Source organism: Thermogemmatispora argillosa, from assembly GCF_059696725.1.
Genome location: NZ_AP019377.1, coordinates 3,924,170 through 3,939,772, shown reverse-complemented (window position 1 = coordinate 3,939,772; position 15,603 = coordinate 3,924,170). Strand labels below are relative to the sequence as shown.

15 protein-coding genes and 1 tRNA gene are annotated in these 15,603 nt (G+C 59.4%); 11 read left to right on the top strand and 5 right to left on the bottom strand.

Annotation, left to right across the window (positions count from 1 at the left end):
- The first annotated feature begins 14 nt into the window (after nt 1–14).
- The 6 genes from AC6H1L_RS15335 to AC6H1L_RS15310 all read left to right on the top strand — a co-directional run bounded on the left by AC6H1L_RS15335 (nt 15) and on the right by AC6H1L_RS15310 (nt 5,711).
- Nucleotides 15–257 (top strand): helix-turn-helix domain-containing protein, encoded by a 243-nt coding sequence (locus AC6H1L_RS15335; protein WP_497598356.1) that lies wholly within the window; start codon nt 15–17, stop codon nt 255–257.
- Between the two features lie 588 nt (nt 258–845).
- A complete protein-coding gene (locus AC6H1L_RS15330) occupies nt 846–1,436 on the top strand; it encodes a TetR/AcrR family transcriptional regulator (protein WP_497598355.1) in 591 nt (196 codons plus the stop codon).
- A 263-nt stretch (nt 1,437–1,699) separates the two neighbouring features.
- Nucleotides 1,700–3,010: a ribonucleotide-diphosphate reductase subunit beta gene (locus AC6H1L_RS15325; protein ID WP_497598354.1), complete on the top strand. Its 1,311-nt coding sequence runs from the start codon at nt 1,700–1,702 to the stop codon at nt 3,008–3,010.
- Nucleotides 3,011–3,228: 218 nt separating this feature from the next.
- Complete coding sequence (locus AC6H1L_RS15320; RefSeq protein ID WP_497598353.1) at nt 3,229–3,837, top strand: DUF6114 domain-containing protein; 609 nt, start codon at nt 3,229–3,231, stop codon at nt 3,835–3,837.
- 175 nt (nt 3,838–4,012) lie between these two features.
- Entirely contained in the window at nt 4,013–4,699 is a 687-nt protein-coding gene (locus AC6H1L_RS15315; RefSeq protein ID WP_497598352.1) for a DUF6230 family protein, read from the top strand.
- A 232-nt stretch (nt 4,700–4,931) separates the two neighbouring features.
- The gene (locus tag AC6H1L_RS15310; RefSeq protein ID WP_497598351.1) at nt 4,932–5,711 is read left to right on the top strand and encodes a hypothetical protein; all 780 of its coding nucleotides are present in this window, start codon (nt 4,932–4,934) and stop codon (nt 5,709–5,711) included.
- 534 nt (nt 5,712–6,245) lie between these two features.
- Here AC6H1L_RS15310 and AC6H1L_RS15305 read toward each other — a convergent pair.
- Nucleotides 6,246–6,319: transfer RNA gene (locus AC6H1L_RS15305), tRNA-Arg, on the bottom strand.
- Between the two features lie 485 nt (nt 6,320–6,804).
- Here AC6H1L_RS15305 and AC6H1L_RS15300 point away from each other — a divergent pair.
- Both AC6H1L_RS15300 and ftsZ read left to right on the top strand, forming a co-directional pair.
- Nucleotides 6,805–7,302, top strand: coding sequence for a response regulator (locus AC6H1L_RS15300; protein ID WP_497598350.1), 498 nt, complete (start codon nt 6,805–6,807; stop codon nt 7,300–7,302).
- Between the two features lie 633 nt (nt 7,303–7,935).
- Nucleotides 7,936–9,387 carry a cell division protein FtsZ gene (ftsZ, locus tag AC6H1L_RS15295; protein WP_497598349.1) on the top strand — a complete coding sequence of 484 codons (1,452 nt, stop codon included), beginning with the start codon at nt 7,936–7,938 and terminating at the stop codon, nt 9,385–9,387.
- A gap of 468 nt (nt 9,388–9,855) precedes the next feature.
- Here the strand turns inward: ftsZ and AC6H1L_RS15290 are convergent, their stop codons facing one another.
- Entirely contained in the window at nt 9,856–10,182 is a 327-nt protein-coding gene (locus tag AC6H1L_RS15290; protein ID WP_497598348.1) for a general stress protein, read from the bottom strand.
- 106 nt (nt 10,183–10,288) lie between these two features.
- Nucleotides 10,289–11,101: a nickel pincer cofactor biosynthesis protein LarB gene (larB, locus tag AC6H1L_RS15285; RefSeq protein ID WP_497598347.1), complete on the bottom strand. Its 813-nt coding sequence runs from the start codon at nt 11,099–11,101 to the stop codon at nt 10,289–10,291.
- Between the two features lie 800 nt (nt 11,102–11,901).
- Between larB and AC6H1L_RS15280 the strand changes: the two genes are divergently transcribed.
- Nucleotides 11,902–12,390, top strand: a complete 489-nt coding sequence (locus tag AC6H1L_RS15280; RefSeq protein WP_497598346.1) for a hypothetical protein — start codon at nt 11,902–11,904, stop codon at nt 12,388–12,390.
- Here AC6H1L_RS15280 and mutM read toward each other — a convergent pair.
- The gene (gene mutM / locus AC6H1L_RS15275) at nt 12,384–13,349 is read right to left on the bottom strand and encodes a DNA-formamidopyrimidine glycosylase (protein WP_497598345.1); all 966 of its coding nucleotides are present in this window, start codon (nt 13,347–13,349) and stop codon (nt 12,384–12,386) included. The two genes, AC6H1L_RS15280 and mutM, sit on opposite strands and share 7 nt — an antisense overlap.
- Before the next feature lie 123 nt (nt 13,350–13,472).
- Complete coding sequence (locus AC6H1L_RS15270) at nt 13,473–14,147, bottom strand: DUF3267 domain-containing protein (protein WP_497598344.1); 675 nt, start codon at nt 14,145–14,147, stop codon at nt 13,473–13,475.
- Nucleotides 14,148–14,447: 300 nt separating this feature from the next.
- Here AC6H1L_RS15270 and AC6H1L_RS15265 point away from each other — a divergent pair, with 300 nt between their 5' ends.
- Complete coding sequence (locus tag AC6H1L_RS15265; protein WP_497598343.1) at nt 14,448–14,630, top strand: hypothetical protein; 183 nt, start codon at nt 14,448–14,450, stop codon at nt 14,628–14,630.
- A gap of 13 nt (nt 14,631–14,643) precedes the next feature.
- A complete protein-coding gene (locus tag AC6H1L_RS15260; RefSeq protein ID WP_497598342.1) occupies nt 14,644–15,603 on the top strand; it encodes a ribonuclease Z in 960 nt (319 codons plus the stop codon).

Sequence of the window (15,603 nt, the reverse complement as noted above, 5' to 3'; positions counted from 1 at the left end):
GGAAGGAGAAACACATGGCACGAACACGCACACGCCACGAGGAAGCAGGTCGCACGCTGGAGCCTCCCCCTGAGCTGCTCACTGTAAGCGAAGTCGCCCAGCGGCTGCGCGTCGATGACACTACCGTGCGACGCTGGATTAAGTCGGGCGCTCTGGAGGCCATCCTGCTTCCCCATCGGGGGAAACGCCAGGGCTATCGGGTGAAGAAAAGTACACTGGATGCCCTAATTCATGGCTCAACGGCGGTCAGCGTTTAGTCTAAACAAGACCGCCGGAGCCAGGCCCAGCTTGGCCAGCAGCGCGCGCCAGGAGGCAGCAGAGTGCAGTTGGGCGATAACCATTAGTCAGAGTTTGCTCAGGTACGCACATAGGCATCTCAGCCTGCCGAGCAAACAGGCTGCCCCACTGTCGTGGTCAGCACCGCCCTTTCTGGCGGCGTGCAGGCTTAGCTGTTCCGCCCACTCCCAGGTCCGCTCTGCACGTGGAACAACGCGGACATGTAGCGGATAGAGCCATAGACCGCCGACCCACCTCCCAGCCTGCTCGGATCTGTGCCCAGAAGCGGGCCCCTTCGAGGGCTAGACCCGAGGAGCGCCACGAGGTGGGTCAGCCTTCCTCTCCGCTTAACCTTCCCAAGGCAGGCATCAGCCTGCGCTGTCGGCAGCAAGCGCCACCAGGCCACCGCTCACTCCCGCTGTGGACCACCCTGCCGGCTGGCTGGCCATAGTCCTTTTCTGTGAGCTTACAGGACAGGCTTGACCTGGCGTATGGCCGTGTTTGTATGCTATGCTATTAGAAAAGACTAGCAAGGGATCTGCTTTACTGATAGCACAAAGGTGAAGGGAATGGCAGCAAATCGAGGCAATCGCGAAGCACGTAAGGCCGAGTTGCTCAGGATCTCGCGCGAGGTCTTCGCCGAGAAAGGATTCGAAGCAACGACCATCTCCGAGATCGTGGCGCGCGCTGGCGTGGCCCAGGGAACTTTCTACTGGTACTTCCCGTCTAAGGCCTCGGTCCTGACGACGCTCGCCCGCGAAATGCAAGAGCGCATTGAGACCGCCCTCCGACGCGCCTATGATGAGGCCCACAGTCTGCAAGAGATGATAGAGCGCAGCGTGGCCGAAACGTTCCAGATCATGTCAGAGTATCGCGATATTCTGGCAATTGTGCACTTCAATACCTGCTGGACCGAGCATCCCGCAGAACGCCAGCATATCTTTGCTCCCTACTACGGCCTGATCGCCGAGATCATCCGCCAGGAGCAGCAGCGCGGCACTCTCAGCCCGACGATCAACCCCGAGGTGACGGCGATCCTCATCGTCGGTACCGTCTACTACGCCGCCGAAGAGTGCTACATCTATAATTCGCCCGTCTCCCCCGAGGTCTTCATCGCCGAATGCTCTAGCTTCATTCGCCACGCGCTCGGCATCGCCTAACGCCGGTTCACAGCGGTAGCTCGCTCTCGCTCCCGGTATCCTATCCGGTCGCAGAAACTACCATAATTTACCAGGCGATCGTTTTCCCCTTGACAATCACCTGATTGCCGGCTATAGTCATATACAACAAGGTTGACTGACTGTCAGTCAATTTTATCGACGGTTCAGGATCTGGCGAGGGCCAGCCGTCCCCAACGCGGCTTTGTTGGGGCGGCGCCTCCCTCACAGGCAGGCAGGTACCCAGGAACAAGGGGGGAAAACCCATGACCACCGAACCGGTCCAACAGGAAGGCTTCATCGACGTCGATTCTGAGCAGACGCCACCGGTTGAGAAAGATCGACTCTATCGCCTGTGGGAGGAAGGGAACTGGTCAGCAAAGGCGCTGGACTTTAGCCAGGACGCGCTGGATTGGAGAGAAAAGCACAGTGAGCGAGAGCGGGCCGCTATCCTCTGGAACTGCTCCATGTTCCTCGACGGTGAGGAGTCTGTTACCCTGACGCTGGCGCCCTTTGTAGAGCCGGCGCCGCGGCCAGAGGATAAGATCTTCCTCGCGACACAAATCGCCGACGAGGCCCGTCATCATGTCTTTTTCGATCGCTTTATCCGCGAGGTTTGCCAGCTTGGCCAGGATATCAGCACGACGCTGAGCGCGGTTCGTCCTCATCTGAGCTGGGGCTTTGTCCAGGTCTTTACAGAGCTGGATCGCGCCGCAGAGCGGCTGCGCCGCAACCCGCATAGCCTGCCCCTTCTGGCTCAGGGGGTGGTGCTCTACCACATTGTGATCGAAGGTATGCTGGCCCACACCGGACAGCATTTCTTGCGCGAGTATACCGCGCGCACCGGTCTTTTGCCAGCCCTTGGGCGTGGTATCTTCTTTGTTTCGCGCGACGAGTCCCGCCATATTGCTTTCGGTATCCAGTTGCTACGCGAGCTGGTGAGCAGAGACCGCCGTTGTAAAGAGGCGGCTATTGAGATGCTCAATCGCATTCTGGCCTGGACAGCTGGTGTTCTGGCTCCCCCCGATAACGATTGGTCGTACATTACCTGCCTGGGCTTTACCCCACAGGAGATGTTTGCTTTCGGCTTGCGTTCGCTGCATACGAAGTTGCGCCGCGCAGGCATTGATCCACATGAAGTGAGCGAGCTGGCAAAGCTGGGTCTTGACGATCCCTTCGAGGTACAGGCCGAGCGCATTATTAAGTTTATCGAGGGCGGCGTTCTAGGCACCGGCGATGCTCCCCACGTGACTGAAGAGACAATGGAGACGATCTTTACCTCGATGCGCCTGGTAGCCGCCTGGTCACAGCAGCGCTCTAAGCCGATCCGCGCCTCGATCCAGTGGCTCTTCGATGATATGCAGCCGCGCTATCTGAAGCTGGAGCCCGGTGAGCCTCCGGTCACCGGTGTGGGCCGCGTGGAGAATCCACGGCTGACCCTGCGCTGCTCTGCTAACGACTGGGCTAGCCTCTCGAACCGTCGCCTGAGTCAGCGTCAGGCTCTGCTCTCGCGCCGCTTGCGCATTAGCGGCGACTGGCGCCTGGCTTTGGAGTTGCCGCGCTTGCTCGCTGTCTAGGTGAGGGGTGTGGCGCTCTCTCCTCTCAAGGCTGCGAGAGCGAGGCCACTCCCCAGCAAGGCAGCAGGAGGATCGGGCTGCATTCTCCTTTGTCTCTAGCGTCAATCACATTATTCCCTGCTCGCTCGACTTGCTAAGCGTCGTTTGCTTCCCTGGTTGCCGGGGCTGGTTACCGGCAGGTCGCTTCACCGCAGAGGCGTGGAAAAGGAGTTTCTACAATGGCGATGTCTCAGGAACCACAGGCGGAAGGTACCGCGCAAAGCAGCAGGAGTGAAGGTCAGCAAGTTATTGTCGTTGACCTCTCCAGTCGCTCTAGTCGTACTCACGGGCTGACACGCTCGCTGGCAGGACTACGCCAGGCCTTCAGCGCCTGGCGCACTCACCGGCGCTTGCGCACAGCAGACAAGGATGCGCGGCTCATTCAGCAATGGCACCGCTGGGGCCGCTTCCGTCGTTGGCGCCGTTCACGTCCTTTTGCTGGATCTATCCTCTTAATCCTCTCTGGCCTGCTTGTCCTCTGGGGTCCTGCCATGCTCATCAGGCTGGCCATGCTTCCTGGCAGTACGTTGTGGGCAGGCCTCCTTGTCGGTGCTCTGCTGATCATCATGGGGGTGATTCAGCTCCTGGTCCCGGCGTACTCGCTCATTACTGGGGCCATTGGCGTGGTTCTTGCCCTGGTCTCCTTGATCGCTTCTTCCTTTGGCGGCTTTGGGATCGGGATGCTGCTGGGCATCATCGGCGGAGCCCTGGGAGTAGCCTGGCGTCCGGTGGCTGCAAGCAAACGGGGCGGTGCACGCATACGTGCACGCGCGACGCTGCGCCCATGAGTCTGCCAGCAGGACAGGCCTGAGCAGCTTAGTCCAGCCGGACGGGACGTCAGCATATTTGCCGCTTTGATTATCTATGCTCTTTCTCCCCGTTCTTTCGCCTGTAATCCCGTTATCGGGATTGCATATACATAAATATATCTGGTGATGTATTACTTGAAAAGGAGAGTGACTCATGGAAAAAGAGCACGACACCGGAATGACCCGGGAGCCAGAGCGTGAGGAAACGAGCTTACCTATTCACCTGCCGCCTTTCGAAGGAGAAAGCATTGATGTCAGTCGGGTGGAAACCATTGAGACCAGGGCGGTGACTGACGAGGAGGAAGAGCTGCCTCCGGTGGGGCGCACCAACCGCACTGTCTTCTGGTCGGTGATGCTCATTGCAGCCCTCGTGCTCTTTGGCATGCTGGGAGCGGTGGAGAACGGGGCCATTGCCCTGGCAGCAGCGGCACCGGTGCCGGTCACAGTGCAGGCTAAGGTGTTGCAGGCCAAGAACTTCCACCTTTACCCGGGCATCTCGCCTGCTGACAACAGCACGCCGGTAGCTGTCAACCAGCTTGATGGTACTATCACCGATCTGGTGATCAGCAAGAGCATCAGCCTGGGTCCGCTGGGCACGGTGACCGTCAAGCTAGAGGCTGGTCAGAACACGCCGGTGACGGTGACGGGTCTGACCAATGACGCCACAGGCCTGCAAGCTGACGAAGGCCAGTTCCAGAATCTGGTACTGAATACCGGTCCCAATCCCTTCGATCAGACGGCCACCAGCGCGACGCTGACCAATCTTACGATTAGCTCCCCGTACCAGGCTGTTAACAGCATCACGCTGCCTGGTCTGACGCTGAGCATTACTCACAGCTAAGCCTGGCAAGGGAAGGGTCGCTCACTCCGAGGCCCATGCATTGTCACGGCGCGGGTGCAGTTGGCGCTCCCGGGGCTGGCTGCACTTGCGCCCCTCCCTGTCTGGTATTCCACCAGTGGTTTTGATGCCGTTAGTCTGTGATGCTATTTTTCTGCCTATGCTCTCAAGCTCAGTGTCCATACGCCTAGCATACGAATGAGTTGCGTACAGAGATAAAAGGTCAGGCTAAGCGATGAAGAAGAAGCGTTCTCCAGCAACGTTGGCTTTCTGGGGAAAAGTCGGCGCACTCTGCTCTTTTCTGGTGTTCTTGCTTCCAGCCTTTGCAGCGGGTAGCCAGGTTGCCTTTGCCGCTGGTCCTGGGCTCGTGCCGCAGGCCGGGCCGCAATTCTGTCTGCCGCCGCTGATCCCGTGTCATCATCGCACGCCGACTCCTACGCCAACGGTTGACCCACCAACCCCTACGCCTACACCGACGCCACGGGCGACCCCCACGCCTGGCGAAACGGCCACAGCGGCGCCGACTCCGAGCGCGGTTCCGTCGGTTACGGTCACGCCGAGTCCTACGGTCACTGTGACCGTCACTCCAACGCCGACGCCTACTGCTACGCCGAAGCCGACTATTTTGACGGCTCCGAACTCGATCGTCTTGCGAGCCAGCGAGATCATTGGCACCAACGCCCATCTGAGTCTCTTGCCTGATCCGCTCCACCCCGTACTGACTTTTAGTTCGACCACGATGTCGGGGTTACAGATCTCGCGCGATCTGGGTAATGTGACCATTACCATCACTGCTTCAGGCACGGCGGTAGCGACTGGCGTCTCTATCAAGACGTCGATTTTGCAAGATATCGTTACGGGCCTGAGCAGTTTCACTAATAAGGCTGATCTGCTGATCCTAGCCGCCGGGGGTACGGTGCCCCGGCTCGTCATGACCAATGTGGTGCTTTATATCGATCGCTCTCTCAGCAGCGCCTCCCTTCAGGCCAGTGGGCTACAGGTCTCTTTCTCCTGACCTTGTGGTCAACGCCGGCCTCAGCAGCACTATGCGTGGCCACAAGCATAAGGGGGACGCAGCGGTGCGTCCCCCTTGTGCTTTTTTCTTTTGTTTCTGTATGCAGGCAGGTTTGCTGGCTGCCTGGCAGTCACAGGACAGCAGGGTTTCCCCGGGCTGTGCGCCCCTCGCCCGGACCGCGCACATGCCGCGCGCAAGAGATGATCAATCGCTCCAGCGTTTTCCCCCGCCGGTTGGGCAGCGACAAGTCTGCGCACGATGAGAGCCGGCGATTAGGCGCAGCAAGTGGCGCCTTCTGCTCTGTAGCGGACCTGCCAGCTCGCCGCTGTTGGAATCAAGCCGGCAGCGGCCAGGAACGCGGCACGCTCGAGACAGGAACCAGGCGGGAAGCAGGTGGTTCCCAGGGGAGGCAGGCAGGTGGTCGTTGCAGGGAGCAACGGTCGTCTTGCCGACCCCCATCGCCTCCGCCCGCTGCTTCCGCGTGGCATCGCGGGGCTTGAGAAGCGGAGGGAGCGGGTGATCCCGAGGGGAGAGCGCACCTGGCAGGACTCGAACCCGCAACCACTTGATCCGAAGTCAAGCGCTCTATCCAATTGAGCTACAGGTGCAGCGCTTTCATGATAGCATAGTCCCCCGCCACTCTTCAAGTCCCTCCCCCTTTGCCATCGTCAGTCTCCTAAAAGGAGAGGCCAGTTGTTCCTTCACCCCTTCCCAAGACGGGGGTGTCTGCTCTATGCTAGGCACGAGCAGCTACACTGGAAGGAGAGCAAGCGGAGACCTACGCTGCTCGTCTCGCCTCCTAACCAGATGCGGCGTGCCCCTCTCCCTGGGGCACGTGCTTGGCCCCTCGACCAAAAGGAACAGGTCAGAAGGGAGGCTGGGCATCTTTTTTCATAATGAGTAAGAAGAGCGGTGCAGATTCAACGTGCAAGCCCGCATGAAGATGGTATGCTTTCAGAGAGAAGAGGGCGTCGCGGTTAAATGTTGTGATCATGTCACCTATCCATAGGAATAACCGTTAGACTACAATGTAGTTATCGGTTATCCTTTCTCTCTCCATTGAGCTGACAGAGACAAAGGGAAGGAGTACACAATGTCAGGGCTTGTCTTTCCGCCGGCAGCCCAACGCCCACGCAGCGCTATTATCCTAATTGTCGAGGACGATGCCGATTTTGGCAAGTTTCTGGAGGAGGTCATCAACAGCGAGACCCCCTATCAGGCAGCTCTTGCCGAAAATGGTTCCTGTGCCCTGGAGCAGGCCAGGCGCCTCCGCCCCTGCCTTCTCCTCCTCGATTATAAACTCCCAGATATCAACGGCTTAGAAGTCTTTGATCGTCTGCAGGAGATGGAGGAGACACGTGGAACCCCAGCTATTATGATGAGCGCCGATCTCCCCTACGAGGAGCTGCAGCAGCGCGGTATTCATCCCTTGCGCAAGCCGATGGACATCCGGCGCGTCATTCGCGTGATTACGCATGCCCTGGCTACCAGTGAAGAGCAGCAGCTAGCCCGCGCTCAGCAACAGTTCCAGCCTCCTCAGCCGCCACGGCCCCAGCAACCACATCAACAGCTGGTACGCGCCCAATTCTAAATAGCAGCGGCAGGAAGGCAAAGAACTGAAGCGGCGCCCTCTCGCCATCGCTGGTGCCCTGTCTTGTCACCAGGCCCGAGTATTCCCTGCGCGCCAGTCTCCTGGATGCGTGAGATGGGGAAGATCAGGTTCTAGCAAGGCAGGAGAGGAGCTGTGTGGGGGCTGTTCTCCCGTTCCGGGTACGTACGAAGGGAGACAGCCCCCGCTGTCTTGATTGGCGTTTCCGTTTGGCTTCCGCGCGTCCCTCTCAAGCATTTCTTATCTTCTCTTACTCATTACTGTATTTTTTTCTTTCAATTGTATAAAAAATGAGCAGGAGAGAGGCTGGCCCGGCCAGCAGAATGTTAGAAGGCGAGACTATTGCCCCGCCTGTTTTGCCTAACCCCCTCGCTCCTCGTAATATCTCATAGAGAGGGATCGCATTTTGAAGAAGAAGGAACGTCTTGCCATCCCTTGACACACTTGTTACAATGCGCTTAGAACGCCTTTCGGCAACATACTACCTGCTCATCGCAGCACCCAGACAAGGGCTGCTCGCTCACAGACAGAAGAGAAACGGGGGTCCGCATGCAGTCTATATTTCATAGCGATCGATATGAGAGAGGGAGGCCCTGGGACCGCCAAGCACACGCGGTGAACGAGGGGTCAGATATCTACGATGAGCAGGCGAACCGCTGGGCCGTACTCCGACATGAGGTAGAGGTGGGAGAGGATATGCGGGAGGAGCACACCCTGGCCGGCTGGGAGCAGCGGGATACGGAAGAGGAGCTGATTGCTGCTCAGACACCCACTGAGGAGCGCTGCGATGAGCCGCGCCATGTTGATATTGTGGTGGCTGGCGTAGGCGGCGGAGGCACGAATGCGGTGAATCGCATGATTGATATGAATGTCAGGGGCGTGCGCTTCATTGCCATGAACACGGATGCCCAGGTGCTGGAGCTGTCACAGGCCCCGCTGCGCATTAGTTTGGGCTATCACTATACCAAAGGCCTGGGAGCAGGCGGGAACGCAGCTGTGGGGATGCGCGCAGCCACGGAGAGCGCGGCGGAGATTCGTGCCGCGCTCAAGGATGCTGATTTGGTCTTTATCGCCGCCGGCCTGGGCGGCGGCACCGGGACCGGAGCCGCGCCAGTGGTGGCCTCGATTGCCCGCAAGCTGGGAGCCTTGACCATTGGCATTGTGACCCTCCCATTCAGCTTCGAGGGCGCGCGTCGTCGCCGTGTGGCTCAGGAGGGCCTGGCCGAGCTGAGCAAGGAGGTCGACGCCCTGATCACTGTTCCTAACGACCGCTTGCTGATGTCGAGTACACGAGACCGCAGCCTGGCGGAAGCCTTTAAGGTCGCCGATGATGTCCTGCGCCAGGGAGTCCAGGGGATTGCTGAGGTCATTAATGTACCAGGGCTCGTCAACGTTGATTTCGCCGATGTGCGCAATGTGCTGCGCGGCGCCGGCAGCGCTTTGATGAGCATCGGCGAGGGTAAGGGTCGCAACCGCGCTCAGTTGGCCGCCCAGGAGGCAATTGCCGGCGGCTTCCTGAATGTGACTATCAAGGGGGCACATCGAGTACTGTTCAATATTAGCGGCGGAGAGGATCTGACGCTCTTTGAGGTGAACGAGGTTGCCGAATGCATTCGTAGCGTCGTTGACGAAGCGGCCGACATTACATTTGGGGCAGTCATTGATCCAACGCTCCAGGATACGCTGCGTGTCACCTTAATCGCCGCTGGTATGGAGGAGCCTTTGACGGCCCAAACGCCGGCGCTGATCTCAGGGGCACCGCGCCCGGCCCAGCTTCAGGCTCCGGCCCAGGCTAGCCAGGCAGCTCACAGCGCAAGCGCCCCGGAACCGGCCCGGGCGGCTCATCAGATGCTACCTATGCCACCTTTGACGCCACGCCCTTCCCCATCTCAGGGGACGTCAGCAGCTTCCGCAGTGCCCTCAGCCTCCCTACGACCGCCTGCGCTGCCCCGCCCACAGCGTAGTCTGGAAGATCTGCGCGGCTTACGCAGTCTGGCGCGCCGCTATCAGGAGCGGCTTGAGCAGGAAAAGGAGATTAGTGCACCTCCTTTTTTGCGTCGTCGCTAGAGCGAGGAGGATGGGAGGCTCACCAGAGGAGTGAAGGAGGAGTCTGCCGTCTCGTCCCCTTAGCAGGGCCATCTCCATTGAGTGAGACAGGCAGTGAGGACGAGCGAACGAAAAGACTGCTGTCCTTCCTTGACTTGATCAGGAAGCAGGTACCAAGTCGACCCTGCTGGCAGGCCAGGGCAAGGCTAACCTTCCAGAACATTCAGGGGGAGCTGACCACACTAACACTAGACGTGGCCAGTCTCCCCGCTGGTCAGCCTCTTCGCTGGTCAGCTTTTCTCTTCCCTACAGCTTCCCCGCCATAGGGTCTGCGCTCATGCTGGAAGACATCACTAGTCACTTCACTCCTGACCCTACCCGACTCGACCCAGCTCGCGAGGGGAGTGGATCGGATGGTGATAGGCAATGGCCCGCCAGTGAGCCAGCCACCTCTTCTCTGGTGGAGACAGCCAGGTAAGGTATCATCGATCAGCTACTCTCTGTCCCGCTATTGCTCTCCTCCGGCGTCTGAGCCGGGGCGACAGGGGAGTTAGCCCCTCCAGCGGCACGCCCCCGTTCGCCCCCCTTCTTGCCAATGCGCGAATAGAAAGCCGAGCCTTGCTGACGCTTCGTCGACTCGCCGCCCTTCTTACCGATCTCAGAATAGAACTGAGGGCCGCGTCTCTGCTTGACTGCTTCGCCTCCCTTCTTGCCAATTCTGGCATAGAACTCCGTGCCATACTTCTCACGCACAGCCTGACCGCCATGCTTGGCCTTCTGCGATCCGGGTTCCGGTCCGCGCTTATTATTTGCCATAGAAAGTCCCGCCTCTCTTTCACTCAAACTCCACGTTTACCCAACAACGCGGCGAGACAGTCTCTGCTCCCAGCTAGAGAGAGACAGAAATCTCGCAGCCTTCTAGCTAGCGCAAGGGATGCTTGCGAGCCTGAGCCACGCGGTTGGCGATCAGAGCCGCGGTAATGCCCGCGCCGACACCGTTATCGATATTGACGACGGCGAGGCCCGGCGCACATGTCTGCAGCATTGACAGGAGGGCGGCCAAGCCCTTGCCACCCAGGCCATAGCCAACCGAAGTGGGCAAGCCAATGACAGGGACAGGAACCAGTCCTGCCACGACCGAAGGGAGCGCCCCATCCATGCCAGCGGCCACCACGATTGCATCTACGCCGTTCGAGAGCAGGTCGCGCAACGGGCCAATCAGACGGTGTAGCCCTGCCACCCCCACGTCATAGATACTGGTCACGCGGCAGCCCATTTCCTCGGCAACGAGGGCCGCCTCCTCCGCTACAGGGACATCGGAGGTGCCCGCCGTGATGATACCGACGTGCCCCCCGGTGTCGGGACGCACAAAATCGGGCCTGGAGATGACCATCGCTCTGGCGGCTTCGCGCAGACGAATGGTATAGTCATGAAAGACTTCCAGGAGTGCATCCTTGGTCTCTGAGCGCATGCGGCTGATAATCGCTCGCCCCGAGCCAGCCAGCAATGCCTGGGCCATCGCGATCACTTGCGCCGTCTCTTTGGTCTCGGCAAAGATGACCTCCGGCGCTCCCTTCCTACGCTCGCGACCAGGATCGGGGCGAATCGTTACTGGGTCCAACTCGGTACGGGACGACGCTGGCTGCACCCTCCCGCTGGCATGCGCCTCTAAGCCTTCGCTCAGTCGCTCTAGCTCTGCGAACAGCTCCCACTGTTCGTCAGCCTGATGGCTCATAAAAATGTACACTCCTGATCGAGCAAAATAATTGTCTTCCTATTCAGGAATTCTCCAACGCCCAATAGTGTAACACATCTCTACAGAAAGAACAAGACAATGATGCCGGACCAAGACCATCAGGGCCTTGAGAACCTGCGGACAAGCACGTCTAGGAGAAGAACCTCCCTCCCTCACCACCTGTCCGGCCAGTCGTCGGCCTCAGAACGGAACCTGACGGGCAGGCCTCTTACCGCCAAGCCAGGCAGCCACCAGCTCCCGCGAGGACTGGCCTTCCCTCTCCCACTTGTATGCTTGCTTGCTTCCTTTCTACTAAGCATTCCCTTGCTTCAGCGTCTGCCGGCTTAGCCGGCTTCGCGTAACCTCTCCTATACTACCTGTCTATGATATAATGTACTCGCACCTCCAAATGTGGTCTATTTCTAACAGGTGCTATGGCCCCGCTCCAGGGAGCACCGCTTCAGGCCGGAAGATGTTCGGCTCTTTCGCTGCAAATATCTTTCCTCTTTGCTTGTGCATAAAGATAACAATTTATCTTGCATCACCTGCCCAGAACGTGAAGCACGCTCGGGGGAGAGTCGGGCCAGTCCCTTTCTACGCGGACTTGCCAGATGTCCGTTTCAGATGTATCCTGCCTGTCAGTAGAGAGTGAAGACCGCAGGAGAGCTGAGCGTGCCGCTATAAGCGAGCCAATCGGGGTTGGTTCTACCCCGCGCTTTTTTTGGCGCTCTGCCGCATTCCGCCCGCGCTGGAAGGATCAGGCTGATGCCTTGTGAGAGAAGTTCTGAGGGGTAATCTGTATGAGTAGATCTTTGCTGCATAGATGCATGTGTACCTTGCTCTCGGGGCTGGCTGTGCTCTGGCTGCTCCTGCTAAGTGCTTGCGGTCCGACGGCTAATCAGCTCTCGCCCGCCGCGACGGTGACCATCAATCCTGCTTTCCAGGCAAGTACTTCGCCCCTTCCCACGACGCCACCCTATCGCTGCGGCGCTTGGGCTTCGAATAACGCTCCAGCTCCTACAGCGGTGATTACTATCTATGCCCGCCTGACCAAAAATCTCCAGGGAGTGCCCGGCGCAACAGCAACGGCTGTGGTCCATTTTAGCAGCGGCGATTTGACTTTGACTCAGCAGCCGACCAGCGATCAGGGAGGCTATGTGCGTTTCACCCTCCCTTTGGCTGGCCGTCAGCCGCGCAATGTGCCGGCCACTGTCGATGTGACCTTCACCAATATCCCTGGAGGACCCGCTAGCTTGCGCTGCAGCCCGGCTTTCTTTACCCCTCAGTAAGGCGCTGGCTGGCAGGTCGGACAGAAATGGGTGCTCCGCTGGGCGACGATGATGCGCTGGATAGGGGTGCCGCAGCGTCGACAGGGCTGGCCAGTGCGCTGATAAACCTGCACGTGGGCATAGTTGTTTCCGGCTTCTCCCCAGAGGCCGCGATAGTCGTTGAAGGAGGTTCCTCCATGTTCGATACCGAGCTGGAGCACGGCAACGATGGCCTGGCGTAAGGCTGCCACTTCCTCGGAGCTGAGGGTGTCGGCCCGGCGCAGCGGGTGAATAGCCGCCAGAAAGAGGGCTTCGTCTGCATAGATATTGCCCAGACCAGCAATCAGGGTTTGTTCCAGGAGCACCTGTTTCAGTGGCCGCTTCTTCCCTTGCAGCAGTTGCCCTAGTCGCTCAGCTGTGAAGTCGGGGGCCAGCGGCTCCAGACCCAGGCCCGCCAGGGCCTCGGCCTCTTGGGCACGGGGCCAGAGGGCCAGCTTCCCAAATTTGCGCAGATCGTTGTAGAGCAAGCGCCGCCCATCGGCAAGGGTGAAGCAGACACGACAGTAGAACGGCTGATCATGCCGCAGACAGAGAGTCTCCTCCTGTCCCTCCTGCTGTTTCTCCTGACAGCGGCACTGATATCCTTCGTTGACAAAGGTCGGCCCCAGGCGCTCCCATAACGCCCGATCTTGCTCCTGGAGGCGACGATCGAGGCGCCAGCCCGGAGGCAAAACCAAGAGGTTACCGGTCATGCGCCGATGGATGGTCAGGAGATAGTCGCCGCTGAGATCCAGCAGCAGTAGTTTGCCGCGACGGCGCACGCCTTCAATGCGCTGTCCGGCGATGGCCTGGCAAAAAGTGGCGCTGTCGGGCCGGGCAATGCTCCTTGCCCAGAAGACCTGGGCCTCGATTATACAGGCCCCTAAGAGAGCATCTCGAACCTGACGAGCAGTATATTCAACTTCTGGTAATTCTGGCATGATCCTCTGGACTCATAGCGTAGCTACGGACTCGGATGCAGTCGCCGGGCTGGGCGAAGAGATGGCCAGGTCTCAGCCCTGCCCCACGCCCAGGGCGTCTTTGCTCCTGTCGCATAGTATGCCTCAGTTCGCCTGGACTGTGGAGTTGAGGTCAAGGTGATGGGGGAAAATTTCCCATACCCGGAAGCCCAGTTCGGTATCCTCAATGCAAAGGTGGGATGGGTAGCGCAGGAGGAGGAAGATCGCCAGCAGGTCGCCGGCGCAGCCGGAGAGATGACCGGCCCCGGCCAGCACCAGGTAGGGAGCTGTTATTGGCCAGCAGAACATGAGCAGAACCAGGAGTAAGGACAGGATCAAACAGGGAGCCAATCCTACAAGGAGATAGTGGTTGCGACGAAAGAGCTGGTTACGTGCTCCGCAATAGAGAGCCACGGGCAGGCGCATGCCATAGTAGGGTTGTCCTCCCCAGAAGCGGAAGACCAGCCCATGCAGAAGCTCATGGAGAGGCAGCAGGGCCAGATAGACAGCGCTGCTGATGGCGAGCCAGATGAGCAACCGCAGGACATCGATGCTCCCTGCGGACCAGCCAGGGAGCGTGCGCCAGGCAAGGGCCAAGAGAGCCAGGGCGCTAAAGCCTACTAGTCCAATGAGCAGAAGGAGAAAACTGAGCAGCGTCAGGAGATACAGCTGTGGCGGTTCTAGCAGGGAGACCTCTCCCCGCAGCAGCGCCAGGCCAGCATCGAGAGCAGCCTGTAGCTCACGGCATCTCTGAGGATGGAAGCGATCAATGACTCTCACGGGGCACCTGCTCCTCGCTTCTTTTTTGCTTTTGCCGGCTAAGGTAGCCTTATTGACTCGCTTGCCTGGGACTAGATCTTTGCAGATTGATGATACCACAGCTATTGACGCAACGATAGGGGAGAAGAGGAGCCTGTGAGGCGCCGCCTGGCGTCACGGGGCCTGGCAGCATAGCCCTGGTTGTCAATAGTAGGTGTCAGGCTAAGGGCCTGGCAACAGAGCCGCTGCCCGCTATGCTGGTTGCAAAGGCCTTCCAGGCGTGCTACCATACGAGGGAAACGGCGCGAAAGGATGCAAGCTATGCGGCGGATTCCTGCCCTCGCCTATCTGGCAGCAGCCTTGCTCATCTTCTGGCTTTTGTTGGCCACGGTGATGATCATGTCCGGCTTCCCTTTCATCGTGGTGACGCTCTCTCTGAGCAGCGATCTGGTCATCTCTCTTTTCATTCTTGGGCTGGCCTGGGCCTACCAGAAAAATCTGTGAGTGCGAACAAACGATGATTGACATCTGCATGCTGGGAACAGGCGGTATGATGCCTTTGCCTGGACGCTGGCTTTCGTGCGCCTTGGTGCGCTGCGGCGCCACTCTGACGTTGCTGGATTGCGGAGAAGGGACGCAGATCCCCTGGAAGAGCCTGGGCTGGGGCTTTCGCCAGCTTGGAGCCATCTGTTTGACGCATATGCATGCCGATCATGTGGCTGGCCTGCCCGGGGTGCTCTTTATGGTCGCTCACGCCGGACGCACGGAGCCATTGCGGCTCTATGGGCCGCCCGGGACTAGCTATGTGGTTGAGGGTCTGCTACGCATTGCGGGTGAGCTACCTTTCCCGTTGCAGATACAGGAGCTGCAGGGAGGCGAGCGGCTGGCCTTGCCTGGGGGACTGCAAGGCGCCTGCGCTCCTGCTCAGCACGGTGTGCCCTGTCTCGCCTACCGTCTGGAGCTGCCGCGCCGCCCTCAATTTCAGGTAGAACGGGCCCAGGCCTTGGGTTTGCCTGTCCAGTACTGGTCTCGCCTGCAACGCGGCGAAAGTGTTGAGTATGAGGGCCGGCTGATCACGCCCGATCAGGTGCTTGGCCCTCCACGACGGGGCATCTCCCTGGCTTTCATTACTGATAGCCGCCCGACGGCCAAGCTCGCTGCCTTGGCCCATGATGTCGATCTGCTGATTTGCGAGAGTATGTACGATGATCCTGCGGATCTGCCCCTGGCCCGCGCTCATGCGCATATGCTGGCAGAGGAAGCAGCCCGCCTCGCTAAGGAGGCCGGCGCTCACGCGTTGCTGTTGACGCACTTTAGCCCTAAGATTAATGATCCTTCGAGCGCAGAAAAAGCGGCCCGGCGCATCTTTCGCGCGACCCGAGCCGCCCGAGATGGAGAAATTCTGACGCTGAGCTATCCACCGGCTCCCGGCGAGCAAGAGGAGCGCTCGCTATCTCAGGAGCTTGCTGACTCCTGA